Annotated in this window: 18 protein-coding genes; 2 read left to right on the top strand and 16 right to left on the bottom strand. The window is 59.8% G+C overall.

Annotated elements, in window-relative coordinates; all coding sequences use genetic code 11:
* Positions 1-2: 2 nt before the first annotated feature.
* The 6 genes from IP76_RS12060 to ccoN all read right to left on the bottom strand — a co-directional run bounded on the left by IP76_RS12060 (position 3) and on the right by ccoN (position 5649).
* Positions 3-491 carry a FixH family protein gene (locus IP76_RS12060; protein ID WP_054158456.1) on the bottom strand — a complete coding sequence of 163 codons (489 nt, stop codon included), beginning with the start codon at positions 489-491 and terminating at the stop codon, positions 3-5.
* Positions 488-2068, bottom strand: a complete 1581-nt coding sequence (ccoG, locus tag IP76_RS12055) for a cytochrome c oxidase accessory protein CcoG (protein WP_054158528.1) — start codon at positions 2066-2068, stop codon at positions 488-490. Before ccoG ends, IP76_RS12060 begins: the two co-directional genes overlap by 4 nt.
* Positions 2069-2242: 174 nt before the next feature.
* Positions 2243-3109 (bottom strand): cytochrome-c oxidase, cbb3-type subunit III, encoded by an 867-nt coding sequence (gene ccoP, locus IP76_RS12050; protein WP_054158455.1) that lies wholly within the window; start codon positions 3107-3109, stop codon positions 2243-2245.
* Between the two features lie 3 nt (positions 3110-3112).
* Positions 3113-3265, bottom strand: coding sequence for a CcoQ/FixQ family Cbb3-type cytochrome c oxidase assembly chaperone (locus tag IP76_RS12045; RefSeq protein WP_054158454.1), 153 nt, complete (start codon positions 3263-3265; stop codon positions 3113-3115).
* Positions 3266-3275: 10 nt separating this feature from the next.
* A complete protein-coding gene (gene ccoO, locus IP76_RS12040) occupies positions 3276-4007 on the bottom strand; it encodes a cytochrome-c oxidase, cbb3-type subunit II (RefSeq protein WP_054158453.1) in 732 nt (243 codons plus the stop codon).
* Between the two features lie 13 nt (positions 4008-4020).
* On the bottom strand, positions 4021-5649 hold the full coding sequence (gene ccoN / locus IP76_RS12035; RefSeq protein WP_054158452.1) for a cytochrome-c oxidase, cbb3-type subunit I: 1629 nt from the start codon (positions 5647-5649) through the stop codon (positions 4021-4023).
* A 252-nt stretch (positions 5650-5901) separates the two neighbouring features.
* Here ccoN and IP76_RS12030 point away from each other — a divergent pair, with 252 nt between their 5' ends.
* The gene (locus IP76_RS12030; protein WP_082352507.1) at positions 5902-6423 is read left to right on the top strand and encodes a hemerythrin domain-containing protein; all 522 of its coding nucleotides are present in this window, start codon (positions 5902-5904) and stop codon (positions 6421-6423) included.
* Between the two features lie 38 nt (positions 6424-6461).
* Here the strand turns inward: IP76_RS12030 and IP76_RS12025 are convergent, their stop codons facing one another.
* From IP76_RS12025 to hemN, 8 genes are all read right to left on the bottom strand, one after another.
* Positions 6462-7196: a PAS domain-containing protein gene (locus tag IP76_RS12025; protein ID WP_054158451.1), complete on the bottom strand. Its 735-nt coding sequence runs from the start codon at positions 7194-7196 to the stop codon at positions 6462-6464.
* A 187-nt stretch (positions 7197-7383) separates the two neighbouring features.
* Positions 7384-8313 carry a lipid A biosynthesis lauroyl acyltransferase gene (locus IP76_RS12020; protein WP_054158450.1) on the bottom strand — a complete coding sequence of 310 codons (930 nt, stop codon included), beginning with the start codon at positions 8311-8313 and terminating at the stop codon, positions 7384-7386.
* Between the two features lie 4 nt (positions 8314-8317).
* Positions 8318-9346, bottom strand: a complete 1029-nt coding sequence (locus tag IP76_RS12015; RefSeq protein WP_054158449.1) for a zinc-binding dehydrogenase — start codon at positions 9344-9346, stop codon at positions 8318-8320.
* A gap of 58 nt (positions 9347-9404) precedes the next feature.
* Positions 9405-10694, bottom strand: a complete 1290-nt coding sequence (locus IP76_RS12010) for a beta-ketoacyl-ACP synthase (RefSeq protein ID WP_054158448.1) — start codon at positions 10692-10694, stop codon at positions 9405-9407.
* Positions 10695-10704: 10 nt separating this feature from the next.
* Positions 10705-11910 carry a beta-ketoacyl-ACP synthase gene (locus tag IP76_RS12005; protein ID WP_054158447.1) on the bottom strand — a complete coding sequence of 402 codons (1206 nt, stop codon included), beginning with the start codon at positions 11908-11910 and terminating at the stop codon, positions 10705-10707.
* Between the two features lie 104 nt (positions 11911-12014).
* Entirely contained in the window at positions 12015-12488 is a 474-nt protein-coding gene (locus tag IP76_RS12000; RefSeq protein WP_054158446.1) for a 3-hydroxyacyl-ACP dehydratase FabZ family protein, read from the bottom strand.
* Positions 12489-12513: 25 nt separating this feature from the next.
* On the bottom strand, positions 12514-12792 hold the full coding sequence (locus IP76_RS11995) for an acyl carrier protein (protein ID WP_054158445.1): 279 nt from the start codon (positions 12790-12792) through the stop codon (positions 12514-12516).
* Positions 12793-12897: 105 nt separating this feature from the next.
* Complete coding sequence (gene hemN / locus IP76_RS11990; protein WP_054158444.1) at positions 12898-14247, bottom strand: oxygen-independent coproporphyrinogen III oxidase; 1350 nt, start codon at positions 14245-14247, stop codon at positions 12898-12900.
* 187 nt (positions 14248-14434) lie between these two features.
* Here hemN and IP76_RS11985 point away from each other — a divergent pair, with 187 nt between their 5' ends.
* Positions 14435-15169 (top strand): Crp/Fnr family transcriptional regulator, encoded by a 735-nt coding sequence (locus IP76_RS11985; RefSeq protein WP_054158443.1) that lies wholly within the window; start codon positions 14435-14437, stop codon positions 15167-15169.
* Between the two features lie 36 nt (positions 15170-15205).
* Here IP76_RS11985 and cbiB read toward each other — a convergent pair whose 3' ends face one another.
* Together cbiB and cobD are read right to left on the bottom strand one after the other, a co-directional pair.
* Complete coding sequence (cbiB, locus tag IP76_RS11980; protein ID WP_054158526.1) at positions 15206-16183, bottom strand: adenosylcobinamide-phosphate synthase CbiB; 978 nt, start codon at positions 16181-16183, stop codon at positions 15206-15208.
* A 4-nt stretch (positions 16184-16187) separates the two neighbouring features.
* Positions 16188-17183 (bottom strand): threonine-phosphate decarboxylase CobD, encoded by a 996-nt coding sequence (gene cobD / locus IP76_RS11975; RefSeq protein ID WP_054158442.1) that lies wholly within the window; start codon positions 17181-17183, stop codon positions 16188-16190.
* Position 17184 lies beyond the last annotated feature (1 nt).

Below are 17184 nucleotides of genomic sequence, written 5' to 3'. Positions count from 1 at the left end.
CGTCATTCCCCCGAAACGGTGATCCGGTTTGCTTCATGCATGATCGTTCGGCCGTCTGTCTTGGCCATGATCTCGACGATCCAATTGCCGGGCTGGATGTCCCTGTCGGCGATATAAAGCCCATCGCCAGCCGGGGTCAGGGCCAGTTCGAAATCATGTTCAACGCCGACCGGACGCTTGAAATGCGCCAGAACGCTGTCTGCAACCACGGGCACATTCCCGGGAAGCATCAAGCGATAGCGAATGCCTGACACCGTGACCTTCGTTTCGCCGACAATGCCCGTCGAGAGCATTTCGCGGATCGCCGCCGTCTTGCCGTTGAACTCCTGGCTCGCAACATATGTGTTCTTCACAACGAGGCCACTCCAGCTTGAGGTTGCCAGATAGGCCATAGTGAAGTTTACGGCGATAATGACGCCGAAGAACGAAACCATGACGGCCACCATATGCCAGCCGGTAAAGGTGAAAGACTTTTTTGCGTCAGCGCTCATTTTTTGGCTCCTGGGCCGATGAAGACGGCGTCATAGATGGCTTGTTCGTCGCTGGCGACGTCCTTGGCGACGAAGCGAAGGTCCTGTTTCTCGTTCGTCACCATCTTTCCTGCCATGGTGACAAAGACCTTCAACGTGGTGGCTTCATCGGGTTCAACGGAGACGGTGAACGACCGTGCCGGCGTCTCGCTGACCCCGTTGATCTTCATGTTTGCCTCCGGCAAGCCATCCAGCTGGACGATAATGTCGCGCGGGACCGCGACCATGTTGAGGATGCGCAGCGTATATCCGTTGCGGATTGAACCATCCGATTCCAGCACATATTGCGGATTGCGATCATGCAGGACATTGAGCTCGAGCCTGTCGCGTCCAACGAGCGCGATCAGAAGTCCGATACCGACGGCACTCCATACGCCCATGTAAAGCAGCGTGCGGGGACGGAAAATGACGCGCCAGTCGAAATGGCGAATCTTGTCGGAGAAGCTGCCATCAGGATTGCGCACCTGGCGCGGGTCAATTGCCGCTGCGCCGTTGTTGGTCGCAAGTGCCATGTTCGACTGGTACTCATCGAGCGTCGCATAGGCGATCAGTCCGCGCGGCTTGCCGATCTTGTCCATGACACCGTCGCAGGCATCAATGCAGAGCGCACAGGTTATGCATTCCAACTGCTGGCCGTCGCGAATATCGATCCCCATGGGACAGACGGCGACGCAGGCATTGCAGTCAACGCAGTCGCCCACCGCTTCACCGGCGGCCGCTGCCTTCTTGGCATGCCGCGTTCTCGGTTCGCCGCGCCAGTCGTTATAGGTGACCACGAGCGAATTCTCATCCAGCATGGCTGCCTGGATGCGCGGCCAGGGGCACATGTAGATGCAGACTTGCTCGCGAGCGAGCCCACCGAAGACATAGGTCGTGGTCGTGAGGATGGCGACAGTAATGTAAGCGGCGGGATCGGCATTGCCGGTCATGAAGTCACGCGCCAGTGTCGGAGCGTCTGCGAAGTAGAAGATCCAGGCGCCGCCGGTCAGCACGCCGATCAGGATCCATATCGCGTGCTTGGACACCCTCTTCCAAAGCTTGTCGAAGCTCCAGGGTGCTGAGTCGAGCTTGATGCGCGCGTTGCGATCGCCTTCGATGAAGCGCTCTATGACCAGGAAGAGGTCCACCCAGACCGTCTGCGGACAGGTATAGCCGCACCAGGCGCGGCCGACAGCCGACGTCACGAGAAAGAGGCCGAAACCGGCCATGACGAGCAGACCAGCCACGAAGAAGAATTCCTGCGGCCAGATCTCGATGAAGAAGAAGTAGAATCGGCGATTGGCAAGATCAATCAGGACAGCCTGATCCGGAGCGAATGGCCCACGGTCCCAGCGCAGCCAGGGCGTAAGGTAATAGATGCCGAGCGTAATCGCCATGACGAACCATTTGAAGCGGCGGAAATTGCCTTCGGCCCGCTTCGGGAAGATTTTCTTGCGTGCCTCATAGAGCGGCTGGCGTGTCCGGGCGGACATAACCGGCGCAGCATCGAGCTTCTCGACGTCGCCGGCTTCGGTTGAGCGCATCTCATCGGTATGCATGGTCATGGCAGGAGAACCTTCTTCTGATGTTCGCCTTGTCCCACCCCCGGCACCATCCCGCCTTGACTTAAGTCAAGCAGCGGCGAAGCGTCGCAACAGATAGAGAAAAGCCTATATCGAAGAACGGGCGGGCGCATCTTTCGATACGCCCGCCCGCGATGTCGGTTTTCAGACTTACTCGCCGCCGCCCAGAGAATGGACGTAGACTGTCAGCTGCTTGACCGTAGTGTCGCCCAAACGCGCACTCCACGCCGGCATCGCACCGTGTTTCGGCTGGCGGATCTGGGCTGCGATCTGTGCTTCCCCATCCACCTTGAGCCAGATGGCATCCGCGAGGTTCGGCGCACCGAAGTCGCGGCCACCCTTGGCATCTTCGCCGTGGCAGGATGCGCAGTTTTCAGCGAAGACTGCCTTGCCCGGCTCGACCATGGTGGCATCGAGAGGCTTTCCAGTCAGGCTGACCACATAAGCCGCGACCTGCTTGACCTGATCGGCGTCGAGAATTTCGCCGAAGGCCGGCATTTCAGAGACGCGCGTATCGGCGTCCTGATCGTAGCGGATCCCGTGTGCGATCGTGGTGTGGATCGCTTCCAGATCCCCGCCCCAGAGCCAATCGTCGTCGTTCAGGTTCGGATAACCGGCGCCGCCGGCAGCACCCGACCCATGGCAGGGCGAGCAGTTGACCTTGAAGGCTGCAGCACCACCGGCGACAGCAAACTGGGCTAGCTCACGGTCGGCAACGATGTCCTGAAGGGACATTGCGGAGATCTTTTCCAGGTAGACGGCCTGCGATGACTTCGCCACCTCAAGCTCCTGAGCGACCTCGGCGCGGCTGGAATATCCAAGCCACCCCTTGGTGTTGCCGGTCAGAAGCGGCCAGGCCGGGTACATAACCGTGTAGCCGATCGCCCAGAGGATGGTCACGTAGAAGGTGTAGACCCACCAGCGCGGCATCGGGTTGTTGAGTTCGCGAATGCCATCCCACTCATGGCCAGTGGTTTCGACGCCGCTGATCTCGTCGATGTGTTTCTTGTCTGCCATAACTCAATCCTCCTTGAGAGGGATGCTGGCCGCATCGTCGGCAAGCGTCTTGCCGCCGGGGCGGAAGGTGAAGAGCACGACGCCGGCAAAGAACAGAGCCATTGCAAGAAGGCCCCAGCTGTCGGCGAAGTGCCGCATGGCGGTATAGGTTTCCATGGTGCCCTCCTTAGCGATACCCGGTTGCGTCGTCATAGGTGGAGAAGTCGACCAGCGTGCCGAGCATCTGGAGATAGGCAACGAGCGCGTCCATCTCTGTGAGCTTGGCCGGATCGCCGTCGAAATCACCAATCTGTGCCTTCGGGTAGCGTGCCAGAAGCGCTGTCGTATCCGCATTCGGATCAGCCTGGGCCGCCAGATCCGCCTCGGCCTGCTCGACCATTTCGTCGCTATAGGGAACGCCGACACGACGGTTGGCAATCAGCTCCATCCCGACGTTTGCCACCTTGAGGGGCGTTTCCTTCAGGTAGGAATAGCTCGGCATGATCGATTCCGGCACGACATCGCGCGGCTCTGTCAGGTGCTGGACGTGCCACTCGTTGGAATAGCGCTGCCCGACACGGGCGAGATCCGGTCCGGTGCGCTTTGAACCCCACTGGAACGGATGGTCGTACATCGATTCCGCGGCCAGCGAGTAATGGCCATAACGCTCGACCTCGTCCTTGAAGGGACGGATCATCTGGCTGTGACAGACATAGCACCCTTCGCGGATGTAGATGTTGCGGCCGGCCAGTTCGAGCGGTGCGTAGGGCCGCATGCCCTCCACCTTTTCGATGGTGTTCTCGAGGTAGAAGAGCGGAGCGATTTCCACGATACCGCCAATGGTCACGACCAGCAGCGAACCGAGGAAGAGAAGGCTCGTGTTCTTCTCGAGGATTGCGTGTTTATCAAGAATGGACATGTGAGCCTTCCTTTCATTCAGCCGGTTGAGCAGCAACAGGCGCGACCGTTCCGGCGATAGGCGCTTCCTGGCGCTCATAGCCGAGGATGGTCATCAGGACGTTGTAGGCCATGATGAATCCGCCGAGGAGATACATGGCACCGCCCAGCGCACGCAGCACGAAGTAGGGATGCATGGCCGAGACCGATTCCGCGAAGGAATAGACCAGGAAGCCCTGCTCGTCGTATTCGCGCCACATCAGCCCCTGCTGGATGCCAGCAACCCAAAGGACCGCGGCGTAGACAACGATGCCGAGGGTGGCGAGCCAGAAGTGCCAGTTGACCATGCGCATCGAATAGAGGCGATTGCGGTGCCACAGCTTCGGCGTCAGGTAGTAGATCGCACCAAAGGTGATCATGCCGACCCAGCCCAGAGCGCCGGAGTGAACGTGACCGATGGTCCATTCGGTATAGTGGCTGAGCGAATTGACGGCCTTGATCGACATCATCGGACCTTCGAAGGTCGACATGCCATAGAAGGCAATCGCGATGACCATCATGCGGATGATCGGGTCAGTGCGGATCTTGTCCCAGGCGCCAGAGAGCGTCATCAGACCGTTGATCATGCCACCCCAGGACGGCATCCACAGCATGATCGAGAATACCATACCGAGCGTCTGCGCCCAGTCGGGCAGTGCCGTGTAGTGCAGGTGATGGGGACCCGCCCAGATATACATGAAGATCAGGGCCCAGAAGTGGATGATCGACAGGCGGTAGGAATAGACCGGACGACCAGCCTGTTTCGGCACGAAATAATACATCATGCCGAGGAAGCCTGCGGTCAGGAAGAAGCCGACAGCGTTATGGCCGTACCACCACTGCGTCAAAGCATCCTGCACGCCCGCAAAAGCCGAGTAGCTCTTCACACCCAGGAATGAGACCGGCATCGACAGGTTGTTGACGATGTGGAGCATTGCGATGGTGACGATGAAGGCCAGGTAGAACCAGTTGGCCACATAGATGTGGCTCTCCTTGCGGGTCATCACCGTGCCCATGAAGGTGATCAGATACGCCACCCACACGACGGTCAGCCACAGATCGACATACCATTCCGGCTCGGCATATTCCTTGCCCTGGGTGATGCCCAGAAGATAACCGGTGGCCGCCATGACGATGAAGAACTGATAGCCCCAGAAGACAAACCAACCGAGATTTCCGCCAAACAGTCGCTGACGCGAGGTTCGCTGCACCACATAGAAAGAGGTGGCGATCAGCGCATTACCACCGAAGGCGAAGATGACCGCAGAAGTGTGCAGCGGCCGCAGGCGCCCGAAGTTCAGAAACGGCTCGATATTGAGGTCGGGATAAGCGAGCTGCAAGGCGACGACCACGCCAACCAGGAAGCCCACGACGCCCCAGAAGACCGTGGCGATGACGCCATACTTGACGACTTCGTCGAAATATTCGGACTTTGGCGCGGTGACCGGCTTTGCGCCGACGGGCGCAAATTTCATCCGCCGCAGCATGACCACGGTGCCCGCAGCCAGTGTAAAGAAGGCGACCCACATATGGGCCGCAAAGAGGCTGTCATGGGCGAAAGCCACCCCGAGCAGCGCGGCGAAGGCGAGCACCGCCATCACCAAAGTCTCTAGCGTATAGTTCATTGTTGGAATCCCCCAACGGCTTGCTGATCTCTTCGCGGAAGGCCCTCGGGAAGGGAATCCTCTCGCGTCGTCTGCATCCATCGCATCGCGGACACGAAGCCACCTTGATCCAAGTCAATGCAGGATCGCGTGCAACTGGCGAAGCTGGGCAAACAAGCGGCGATTGAGACGATAGCTTGAACCTTGGCCATCAGAGCACCCGGTGTGCTGTGCGTGCGATGGCGCAAGCATTGTCTGCGAGGAGAAATGCACATGCTGACCAAAGCGACGGCTCCACAGGTGCTCCTGCAGACGGCAGGCGAGCAGGATACGGGCGGAGGAGCTGCGGGTGGAATGGCGGACAGGACCGGCGAGGACCTCCAGTGGCTTCGTCGGGCCCATGACGAACAGCTGGCACTGTGCACCGAGCTGGAGGCGATTGCCGACTCCTTGCCATCTGCGGTCAACCGGCAGAAATGCATCTATGCCGCCAAGGCTCTGGGGCCCTTAATCCAGGGAATTCACCGCTATGAAGAGAGCATTCTCTTTCCGCAGCTTCTCGCCGATCCGCGGGCCGGACATAATATCGACGCCACGCTGGAGCGGCTCAAGTTTGAACACTGTGAAGATGAGTGTTTCGCGGAAGAACTGACGGACGCACTTTTGAAACTGGGCTCAGGCGATATCGTCAATATGGAAGCCGTCGGCTACATGCTGCGCGGTTTCTTTGAGGGCATCCGCCGCCATATCGCATTCGAACGCGAATATCTGTTCCGGGACATGCAGGACGGATAGACCGCTTCGGCCAACTGTTGAGTACGGCCTATGTCCGCTCAGGCAGCGACGCCCTCGGCCACACTGATGCTATCGGTCAATGTGAGGACTGCACCGTTGATCAGGCCCTGGCGGGCCTTCAAAGGCGCATAACGCCCCTTGAAGACAACTTCATCGCCATACCCGTCGTGGAAGGCGCTGGCGAACTCGCCGCTGCGCCCCGCGAAAGCGGCATCAAGCGCCATGCGCATATCGACCACAGCGGCCGATGAGAGATTGCAGTCGAAGATGCTGCGGCCAATCAGATCCATCTGGCGAACCTTGAGCAGTGCCGCCATCGCCGGATTTGCAAAGAGGTAGCGATCATCGCGGGTTACGACCGCAACCCGATCCGGCAAGTTGTTCAGGATCGATTCGTTGAGCTGCTCGTCATCACCCAATTCGGCAAGACAATCCACCGCAGACGATCCCATATCGAGCGCTGGCTGCGGCTTACGTGGCCCAAAGTAGCGCTCGATCAAAACTGACAGCATGGAGGCATGGCGCAAGACGCAGGAACGGTCGTCTGCATCTTCTCGCAACAGACGCGTGAGGAGGCTGAGCTGAAGGTAGATCTGTTCCGGCTCGCTGGCGCGATGATTGATCATCTCCGTGATCAACGGATCGATTTCGCGGTCAAGCGCGGCCACCAGGGCATCATCACCGCTATGGATGGCGCGCTGCAACTGCTGATTCTTGTTCGACACCTGCTCGAACAGGTCCAGTAAACTGGCTGCTTGATATTCGCTGGACATCCGTACCTCGCCGCATTGGATGTGATGGCGTGCCCCGCACCATCACAATCTACCCGTGCGTAAGGCGTAACATGAGGTCAAATCACATTCAATATTTCGTATGCAGTTCGATCGTGCAGCCCAAAAAATATCCGCGAGCGAAGTGTCGCGAATATGAGACGTAAGCCTCTGTAAGAACAACCTTTAATTAGATGGAGTGCTTGATGTTCCAGCGGTCGTGATACCAGAGCCACTGCTCCGGATATTCACGCACCCAGGCTTCAACCTTGTCGTTGAGCACCTGGGCGGTGGCGTTCACGTCGATCTGTCCCTTGGCATTGCGTGGCAATGCGATTCGCGGCTCTATTTCGAGGCGGAACCGATTTCCAGGCAGACGGATGCAGCGCGCCGGATAGACTTCGCATTCGAACTGCCGGGCAAGCTTGGCAAGTAGAGGATTGGTTTTGACCGGGCGATCGAAGAAGTGTGTCTCCACGCCCTTCTTGAACTTCTGGTCGACAAGCACGCCGACGCCGCCGCCCTTTTCCAGCTGACGCGCGAGTGCAAAGGACGAGCCTGCATGCGACGGCACCAGGTCCCCCATACGCTTGCGGCGGAAGTTGAAGACCTTCTCTGCGATGTAGGGGTTGTTTGGCGGCCGGAACAGGACGCTGACAAACAGACCGAAAGCAGCACCCGCGACTGGAAGCAGTTCGAAATTGGCCGTATGGCCGGTAAAGACGATGAAGGGCCGCGGATTGTCACGCAGATCGAGGAATTGTTCGATGCCGGAAACCTCGATACGTCCCTCGCCCGGACGGCTCGGATCAAAATCGAAGAGCCGGTCGAGAAAGATATACTCCGCAGCAAGCCGGCCCATATGGCCCCAGCTCGCAAAGGCGATTGCCTCGCGCTCCGCCTCGCTCTTCTCCGGGAATGCGTTGCGCAGATTGACCAGCATCAGGCGATGGCGAGAGGTCTTCGGACCAAGCCAGCGCATCAGCCTGTCGGCAAAGTTGATCGCCGCATCCGCCGGCAGGATTTTCAACGCTGTCAGAAACCCGAAAACTGCCTGCGCCACCGACCAGTGGTAAAACTTTCGCAGCGCCAGAACGATACGGGTGATCAGCATCCGCACGGGATCAATCCATCCTGAGGACGATCTTGCCAAAGATCTGGCGACCTTCCATCCGCTCGAGCGCCTTGTCGATCTCGCCGAAGGTAACTTCGGTATCGATGACCGGGTGAACGATGCCGCGCGCCATCTTCTGCATCGCGTTCGCCATGTTCTCCATCCGGCAACCGAAAGAGCCGAGCAATTTCAACTGCTGCTGGAACAGCATCATCAGGTTGACATCTGTCGAGACGCCGGAGGTCGATCCGCAGGTCACCAGGCGTCCACCACGCTTGAGGCAGAACATCGAGGCGGCAAAAGTGTCCTTGCCGACATGTTCGAAGACGACGTCAACACCCTTCTTCTTGGTCAGCTTGCGCACAACACCTTCGAAACGGTCCGAGCGATAGTTGATCACATGATCGGCGCCGAGCGCCCTCGCCTTTTCAATCTTATCGTCCGAGCCGACAGTGGTGATGACCGTGCAGCCCATCTTCTTGGCAAGCTGGATTGCCGCCGTGCCGATACCGGATCCGCCAGCATGAATGAGGATCGTTTCGCCGGGTTCGAGCTTGGCATTGTCGAACAGCATATGCTCGACGGTTCCGAACGTTACGGGTGCAAGTGCGGCGCCGATCGCATCGACACCATGCGGTGCGGGCACGAGCTGACGGGCGGGAATGTTGATCAGCTCCTGGGCGAAGCCGTCGAGATGGAAGCCGTGCACGCCCTGGACATGTTCACAGAGATTGTCGCGGCCTTCGCGGCAGGGCTTGCAGAGACCACAGGTGCGCGCGCCATAGACTGACACGAGCTGGCCCGGCAGGACGTTGGATACGCCGGGGCCGATCGCCTCGACGACGGCAGATGCTTCCGCACCGATCGTCAGCGGCATCTTGCGCTTGGCAAATGCCATGCCGCGCCAGCCCCAGACGTCGATGTGGTTGAGAGCGACAGCCTTGACCCTCAGCGTCACTTCGCCAGGGCCCGGTGCGTCCGGCTCGGGAACGTCGACGGCTTCGAGCTTGCGGTCATCGATCAGTTGCAGTGCGCGCATGGTTCTGTCCTCGCCCCCTGGGCGTCAAATCTGGTCTATAAGCTTGATGCGAGGGCGATTACGCCGGTTCTCGCGTCATGACAAGGCTGGCGTTCTGGCCGCCGAAGCCGAAGGAATTCGAAAGCACCGCCGAAACCGAAGCTTCCCGCTTTTCGTTCGGCACGACGTCGAGCACGATCGAAGGGTCGGGATTGGTGTAATTGATCGTCGGCGGCACGGTGCCGGTCAGCATGGTCTGGATCGAGAACACCGCCTCGACGGCGCCAGCGGCGGTCAGGGTATGGCCAATCATCGACTTGTTGGACGAGCATGGAATGCCATCCTTCAGGCGCTCACCAAAGACCGACAGCATGGCGCCATATTCCATCTTGTCGTTTTCCGGCGTCGATGTTCCATGGGCATTGATGTAACCGATCGCTTCTTCCGACAATCCGGCATCGGCGAGTGCGGCCTTGATCGTCGCGATGGCCGGGCCACCGTCCGGCGACGAGCGCGTGCGGTGGAAATGATCGGCCTTTTCGCCGCAGCCCTTGATCACGCCGAGGACGTTGGCGCCGCGGGCGATTGCCGCCTCCAACGATTCGAGAACCAGCGTCGCAGCCCCTTCGGCGATCACGAAACCGTCGCGCTCCTTGCTGAACGGCTTCGATGCCTTTTCCGGCGGGTCATTCTGGGTGGAAAGCGCGGACAAAAGCGCAAAGCGGATTACCGCTTCTGGGCTGATCGATCCGTCCGTTGCGACCGTCAAAGCGCGCTCCGTGCGTCCCTGGCGGATCGCCTCGACGCCGAGCTGGATCGCAGTCGCGCCAGACGCGCAGGCCGTCGACAGGGTGACCGGCAAGCCGCGTGTACCGAACTTGTCAGCAAGGCGCTCCGAGATAGACCCGAACTGAACGGCTTCGAGGAAGACCGGATCCGGCCTTTCGCGCATGGCGGCAAGGAAACGTACATAGGCATCGCCAGGCTCGGTCGATGGCGGCGCGCGCTCGGCGAGAGCAAAGCGGTCATGCCATTCCGGTTCAACCGGCGGGGCGGCCAGGAAGAGCGGACCATTGAAATCGCCATTGATGCCGGCCTGGGCCAGCGCCTCGATCGCCGTCTCGCGTGCCAGCGCATAAGAACGCTCGACCGCATTGTTGGCCGGCACCGCGACGAAATCGACGGTACCGCCGATCCGGGTCGACATGCCTTCGGTATCGAAGCGCTTGATGTAGTGAATACCGGACTGGCCGGCTGTCAGCTTGCCCCAGTTGTCGGCCAATCCCTGGCCAAGCGAGGTGATCACACCCATGCCGGTGACGGCAACAATCGGGCGGCCAAGATGATCCTTGAAGCGGTTGTCGGTCATGGATCTCTCCTTACAGCGCGTCGGACGACAGGACGGCGAGGCCTTCGCCGCGCACATATCCGACCGTCGAGACGATGGCATGTTTCGCGGGCGTCGCCTGGGCACCTTCATGTGCCGGATCGAAAGCCGGAACGATGGCGCCGCTGTCTATTGCAAGAGCGGCGAGCGCCAGACCTGCCGGAAACTGTGCTTCCAGCGAATGGCCGATCGAACCGGCGAAACCGCGGATGGGCATGCCTGGAAAACGTTCCGCGAGGACAGCCTTCTCACGTTGCGTCAGATCAGTAAGCCCGGAGGCGCCGGAGAAGACGAGCGTATCGGCAGCCGACAGCGCAGAGGCTTCCGGCGCAATGCGTTCGAGGCGCTGTTCAAAACGCCCATTGTCGCGATTGCCGCGATCGCCTTCGACCGCGTCGAGCACGGCGTAAACATGGGCGCCGCGGGCTTCGGCGTGTTCGCGCGATTCCAAGACCAGGAAAGCGCCGACTGTACCAAGGATCATGCCGCCGCCTTCAGAACCATCGCGGGCCCAAAGGGGCTGCCAAGGCCCAGTCTGATGGGCGCGGATGCCCTCGACCAGAAGCAGGATATCGGCACGCTCAGCGATGAAGGCACCGCCGACCAGCGTATGGGTCGACTGCCCCGCCTTGATCCGGGCAAATGCGGTTTCGATTGCGGAAATGCCGGCCGACTCCTCACCCATGAAGGTGCGCGAGGAGCCTGTGACCTTGTGAACGATGGAAATGTTGCCGGCCAAGAGATTGGACAACTGCGCCAGGAACAGTGTCGGGCGCAGTTCGGTGGTCAGCTTCTCGATCAGAAGCTTCTCGCGATCATTGCGCTTCAAAGCTTCGTCGACGATCAGGCTGTCAACGGCAATGTCACGTTCGCCACCACCGGCGGCTACGATAAGATCCATGGAGCCGCACGCTTCCAAGTCATCCTTCATCCCGGCATCGTCTAGCGCGAGACCGGCTGCAAAGACACCGAGCCGCTGCCAGTTCTCCATCTGCCGCTGGTCCTTGCGACCGACCTGGGTCGACCAGTCGATGTCCGGCAGGCGATGCACGACATACGGCTTGAACTTTTCCGTCTCGAGCACCGGCTCCGGTGCTGAAGCGGCGGACAGAAGCGCAACATGCGGCTCCTTGCCGGTCCCGTGGCAGGTGACGATCCCGATCCCTGTGATCACCACGTCATTCGGTTGTCTGGCCATATGCAATCCTTTCGCGGGCAGCTCTGCCGGCGTAAAATGCGGGTTTTCCCGAATAAGGCCCCAAGGTCAAGAGCAGATCGCACAGCCTGGGTGCAATGAAGGGTTCAAGCCCCGGCGGCCATGGCCGTCAGGAGCCCGATTTCCTCGGCGCGCTTGCGCACGATGGGTGCGAGCGGCACTTCCGAAAAGGGCATTGTGCGTAGCTTGAGCTGCGCATCGCAGACCTTCTTGCCGCCACTCGTGATGCGCGCCTTGGTCACTGCGAAACCGGATCCGTCGTGCTCAAGCTCCGCCTCGATTTCGAGGACCGCACCAGGCTCGACGAAGGTGCGCATCTTGGCACCATCCACCGACATAAGGAAAGGCATCGCCCCGAAATCCTTGACCGCCAGCAACAACATGCCGGAGGCCTGCGCCATGGTTTCGATCAGAAGGACGCCGGGCACCAGCGGCATGCCCGGGAAATGCCCCTCGAACACGGGGCTTTCCATCGGCACGACCGAGGTGGCCTTCAAACGACCAAGGCCGAGATCCACGCTCTCGACCTTGTCAATCATCTGGAAATATTCAAGCAGCATGACGATCTCCGCCTTTCCAGGCGGATCAGCCCTTGGCAGCCCGCAATTCGTCGATCTTGGAGCAGAGGTTCTTCAGAACGAAGTATTCTTCGGTCGAAACCTTGCCTTCGTTGACTTCCTGCGTCCACTGCTCGAGCGGGATCTTGATGCCAAATTCCTTGTCGATCGCGAATACGATGTCGAGGAAGTCGAGGCTGTCGATGCCGAGGTCATCAATCGTGTGGCTTTCCGGCGTAATCGACTCGCGATCGATTTCGCTGGTTTCAGCAATGATGTCGGCAACTTTGTCGAATGTAGCGGTCACGCCTGTACCTCTTAAGTCTCAAATTCTGTGTTCCACATAGGGAAAACGGCTCGAAATGCCAATGGCCGTTTTGCGCAGCAGCGAAATTTGCGACTTCAGTGTTGCCTAAACAGCAACCGAATGCCGCCCTTTGCCGTTGGAAAGATAGCTGTCGAAGACGGCGGCTATTGTGCGCGCAAAGGGTCGACCGGCGTCCGTGATGACGAAAAGCTCGCCTTCGATGCGACAGATACCGTCGCGATTGCCGGCTGCAAAGCTGCGCGCTTCGGCGACAACATCTGTTGCGAGTGGACCAAAAGCGTCTCTGAGCGCGTCAAAGTTCAGTGCGAAACGGCACATGATCTCCTCGATCACGGTCCGGCGCATGCGGTCGTCCTCGGTGAGCGCTACGCCGCGCACAGTCGCCAAGCCCTGGCCGTCGGCCATACGCTGATATTCGCCGGTTGCCGGCATGTTTTGCACATATCCTCCAGGTAACTGGCCGATGGAGGAGGCACCGAGCCCGATCAGGACCTCGGCCGCATCCTCCGTATATCCCTGGAAATTGCGCTTGAGGCGCCCTTCCCTTGCCGCGACGGCCATCGAATCGGTGGGAAGCGCGAAGTGGTCGATGCCGACTGGCTCATAGCCTGCCGCCACGAGCATCGCTGCTGCGAGGCTCATCTGGGCGAACCGCTCCTCAAGACCCGGCAGGATATCTTCCCGGATCATCGTCTGGTGCTTCTTCATCCAAGGCACATGCGCGTAGCCGAAAAGCGCAATGCGGTCGGGCTTGAGCGACAGGATGTCATTCACAGTGTCGGTCAGCGTGGCTTCCGTCTGGTGTGGCAATCCGTAGAGAATGTCGCAATTGACCGAATGGACGCCCCGCGCCCGCACGGCCTTAACCACCGACTTGGTGTGATCGAAGGTTTGAATTCGATTGATCGCCCGCTGCACGTCTGGGTGGAAGTCCTGAACGCCGAGACTTGCGCGCGTCATGCCAATGGCCGCGAGCGCATCATAGCGTGGCTCATCCAGGTCGTTCGGATCCATTTCGACACTGATCTCAACATCACTGGCAAAATGGAAGGCTGCCTTTAGCGCATCCATCAGGCCAATCATGTCTTCGGGGCGCAGCATGGTGGGTGATCCGCCGCCGAAATGTACGGCCGTAACCTCCGCTTCCGAAGTGACGATCGCACCGACAGCGGCAATCTCCTTCTTCAACGATTCCAGATAGATCGCTATTGGCTCGTATTTCAGCGTATGTTTGGTGTGGCAGGCGCAGAACCAGCAAAGCCGATCACAATAAGGGATGTGCAAATAGAGCGAGATGCGCTCGCGTCCGGTCACCGCCTTCAGCCACTGTGTATATATGCCGCAGTCGACCCCCTCGTGGAAATGCGGGGCCGTCGGATAACTGGTATAGCGCGGAACCGCACCGGAATATTTGGACAGGAGCGAATTTTGCATGGCGCACGGGACCCAGGATCTGTATCGAGACTGCGACCAAAGATAGCGCAGGAACTGGATCCACCCTTTGACTTCGATCAATTCGATGTTAGGTTGATCACGTAGAGTTCAGCGAAACTCGGCAGCGCGACAGGGCGCTAAACCGGCGGTCCATTGAGGGCTGGACGGTTGATGGGACGGCTCGACCATGGACACATATCGTAAACATCTGCCGGAGTGCGAAGCGCCGGCGGTTTGTCGTTCCTGCGAAGCGCGTCATGGCGGACTGTGCTCCGTATTGACCGCAAGCCAGCTGACAGAACTCAACAAGCATTCGGTTCGCCGTCGCGTTGATTGCGGTAACGAAGTGATTGGCCAAGGCGAACTGGTCGGCAGCTACAGCAACATTCTCAAAGGCGTCATCAAGCTCTCGAAGATGATGGCAGACGGCCGGCAGCAGATTGTCGGACTGCAGTTTGCGCCTGACTTCCTCGGTCGCCCCTTCCAGGGCGAAAGCACGATGACAGCGGAAGCTGCGACGGACACAGAGATCTGTTCCTTCCCGCGCCACGTTGTCGATCGGATGCTCGGCGAAGTCCCCGATATGGAGCGCAAGCTGCACAGCCAGTCGCTGAAGGAGCTCGACGAAGCGCGCGACTGGATGCTGACGCTTGGCCGCAAGACCGCCCAGGAAAAGGTGGCGAGCTTTCTCTATCTGATCGCCACACATATCGATCCGGAACACGGCCACGCGCAAACGTTTGATCTGCCACTGTCACGCGCGGATATCGCCGACTTCCTCGGGCTGACCATCGAAACCGTCAGCCGGCAGATGACCAAACTGCGCAAGGACGGGGTGATCGTGATCGAGAACAATCGCCATGTGATCGTGCCGAAGCTGGACCGACTGCGCGATTCGGCAGGCATAGACGCTGATCGCTGATCTTTTCTGGCTCGGGTCGCTCAGCGTCAGGCATTCTCAGAATGCGCAGATGATCGCCAGAAGCAGAAGCGTTGAGGCCAGAAGCCCGATCCAGGCCGCGTGAAACACGCACAGGCCCTTGACGATATCGGCAGCCCTTGCCTCTTCCCTCCCCGCCGCGTGCATCATTGGCTCGCTCACACGCTCCCCCTGATAGACGCGGGGGCCGGCGAGTTGAAGATCAAGAGCGCCAGCCATGGCGGCTTCCGGCCAGCCAGAATTCGGCGATCTGTGCAGCCCGTGATCACGCAGGGCCACCGATAAGGAAAGACGACCGGCTGCGGGACCGAACCGGAGGGCCGCACCAAAGGCAATCAAGATGGCCGATATCCGGGCTGCTGGCCAGTTGGCGACATCATCCAGCCGGGCCGATGCCCAGCCAAAAGCACGAAAACGCTCGTTCTTGTGACCGATCATCGAATCAGCAGTATTCAACATCTTGTAGGCCAGGAGACCGGGGAGGCCTGCGACCGCATACCAGAAGACCGGGGCCACGACGCCGTCGGCGAAGTTCTCCGACAGGCTTTCGAGCGCTGCCCGAACCACGCCAGACGTATCGAGCGCTTTAGGGTCACGGCCGACGATCATCGAGACGGCGAGCCGGCCGCCCTCAAGTCCATCACGACGCAGTCCATCCAGCACAGCCTCGACGTGATCTCCGAGGCTTTTGTGGGCGAGAAAGACCGCAACCACGACCGCTTCCAGCAGATATCCAAGCGGTCCGAGTGCAGAGAAGATCGAGGACAGGAACCAGCCGAAAAGGCTCGCAAGCGCCAGCAGAACAACAATTGTGACGACGCCGTTCAGCTTTCGATTTTCATAAGAGCGATCTGATCCATTGAGACGGCTTTCGAAGACGTCGATCGCCTTGCCGAAGATCACGACCGGATGCGGCAGACGCCGCCAGAGCCATGGTGGATCCCCGACAACCCGATCGAGGATGAGCGCAAGGACGAGGATGGCTATGTGTATCATGGCGTCACCGGGAAAAGCGGTCGAGCGCCTCGGCGAGGCGGGCATCACCGGCCGTATCGGGGGCAAGACCGAAGCGCAACCAGTCGGACCGATAATCGAACCGGCGCGTCAGGATGTGATGGCGACAGAGATGTTCGTGGAGTTCGGCGGCTCTCTCATGCTGGACCAGCGTCAGCAGACCCGCAGCGCCCGCAATCTCCAGACCGGCACGGTTGAGGACCTGGTAGAGCCCGTTCCAGCGCTCGGCGATACGCGCATGGATTGGCTCGACATCCGAAGACAGAAGGTGCGTGGCGAGCGTCAGGGCCGGTCCTGAGACAGCCCAGGGACCGAGCCAATCCGCCATACGCTCCGCGATCGGTTTGCCTGCAATGACGAAACCCAGGCGGATACCCGCCAGACCAAAGAATTTGCCGAAGGACCTGAAGACGATGACATGAGGTTCGTCCGTGGCGGCAATCGTGATCTCCGGTGTGGCATCGCCGAAAGCCTCATCAACAACGAGGTAACCACCCTGTCGGCCGAGCTGTTCGATGAGCGGAGCGAGTTGCTGCGGATGAAAAGTGCGGCCGTCCGGATTGTTTGGGTTGACCACCACGACAAGCGCATGGCGCTCCGTGACTTCGTCAAGATCAGACATCGCATCGACAGTAAAACCAGCGAGCTCGAAGACACGACGGTATTCGCCATAGGTCGGCGAGAGAATGGCAACCCGGCCGCCGGCCGGCACCAGACGCGGCAGGAGCTGGATGACGGACTGTGTGCCGGGCACCGGCAAGGGCAACCGATCACCGGACCCATAGTAGCGCTGGGCCGCCTCACGGGCCGCAAGTTCCAACTCCTGATCCGGCAGACGATGCCATGCCCGCGCGGGGATATCCGGCAAGGCGGGCGGGCAAGGATTGATGCCGGTCGACAGGTCGAGCCAATCCTCGATCCGTCCGCCGTGGATGGCGACGGCTGCAGCAATACCGCCACCATGCGTTATCCTGCCGTTCATC

The organism is Rhizobium sp. AAP43, assembly GCF_001296045.1.
Lineage (GTDB): Bacteria > Pseudomonadota > Alphaproteobacteria > Rhizobiales > Rhizobiaceae > Allorhizobium.
Note: the sequence above shows the minus strand (reverse complement) of the source record. Positions and strands in the feature narration are given on the sequence as shown.

Excerpts from the sequence above, each read along its gene's own strand:
- IP76_RS12010 (WP_054158448.1), bottom strand. The coding sequence starts at position 10,694 with ATGACCGACAACCGCTTCAAGGATCATCTTGGCCGCCCGATTGTTGCC.
- IP76_RS12025 (WP_054158451.1), bottom strand. The coding sequence starts at position 7,196 with ATGTCCAGCGAATATCAAGCAGCCAGTTTACTGGACCTGTTCGAGCAG.
- IP76_RS12005 (WP_054158447.1), bottom strand. The coding sequence starts at position 11,910 with ATGGCCAGACAACCGAATGACGTGGTGATCACAGGGATCGGGATCGTC.
- cbiB (WP_054158526.1), bottom strand. The coding sequence starts at position 16,183 with ATGATACACATAGCCATCCTCGTCCTTGCGCTCATCCTCGATCGGGTT.
- cobD (WP_054158442.1), bottom strand. The coding sequence starts at position 17,183 with ATGAACGGCAGGATAACGCATGGTGGCGGTATTGCTGCAGCCGTCGCC.
- hemN (WP_054158444.1), bottom strand. The coding sequence starts at position 14,247 with ATGCAAAATTCGCTCCTGTCCAAATATTCCGGTGCGGTTCCGCGCTAT.
- IP76_RS12015 (WP_054158449.1), bottom strand. The coding sequence starts at position 9,346 with ATGCGCGCACTGCAACTGATCGATGACCGCAAGCTCGAAGCCGTCGAC.
- IP76_RS12060 (WP_054158456.1), bottom strand. The coding sequence starts at position 491 with ATGAGCGCTGACGCAAAAAAGTCTTTCACCTTTACCGGCTGGCATATG.
- IP76_RS11985 (WP_054158443.1), top strand. The coding sequence starts at position 14,435 with ATGGACACATATCGTAAACATCTGCCGGAGTGCGAAGCGCCGGCGGTT.
- IP76_RS12045 (WP_054158454.1), bottom strand. The coding sequence starts at position 3,265 with ATGGAAACCTATACCGCCATGCGGCACTTCGCCGACAGCTGGGGCCTT.
- ccoP (WP_054158455.1), bottom strand. The coding sequence starts at position 3,109 with ATGGCAGACAAGAAACACATCGACGAGATCAGCGGCGTCGAAACCACT.
- ccoN (WP_054158452.1), bottom strand. The coding sequence starts at position 5,649 with ATGAACTATACGCTAGAGACTTTGGTGATGGCGGTGCTCGCCTTCGCC.
- ccoO (WP_054158453.1), bottom strand. The coding sequence starts at position 4,007 with ATGTCCATTCTTGATAAACACGCAATCCTCGAGAAGAACACGAGCCTT.
- ccoG (WP_054158528.1), bottom strand. The coding sequence starts at position 2,068 with ATGCATACCGATGAGATGCGCTCAACCGAAGCCGGCGACGTCGAGAAG.
- IP76_RS12000 (WP_054158446.1), bottom strand. The coding sequence starts at position 12,488 with ATGCTGCTTGAATATTTCCAGATGATTGACAAGGTCGAGAGCGTGGAT.
- IP76_RS12030 (WP_082352507.1), top strand. The coding sequence starts at position 5,902 with ATGCTGACCAAAGCGACGGCTCCACAGGTGCTCCTGCAGACGGCAGGC.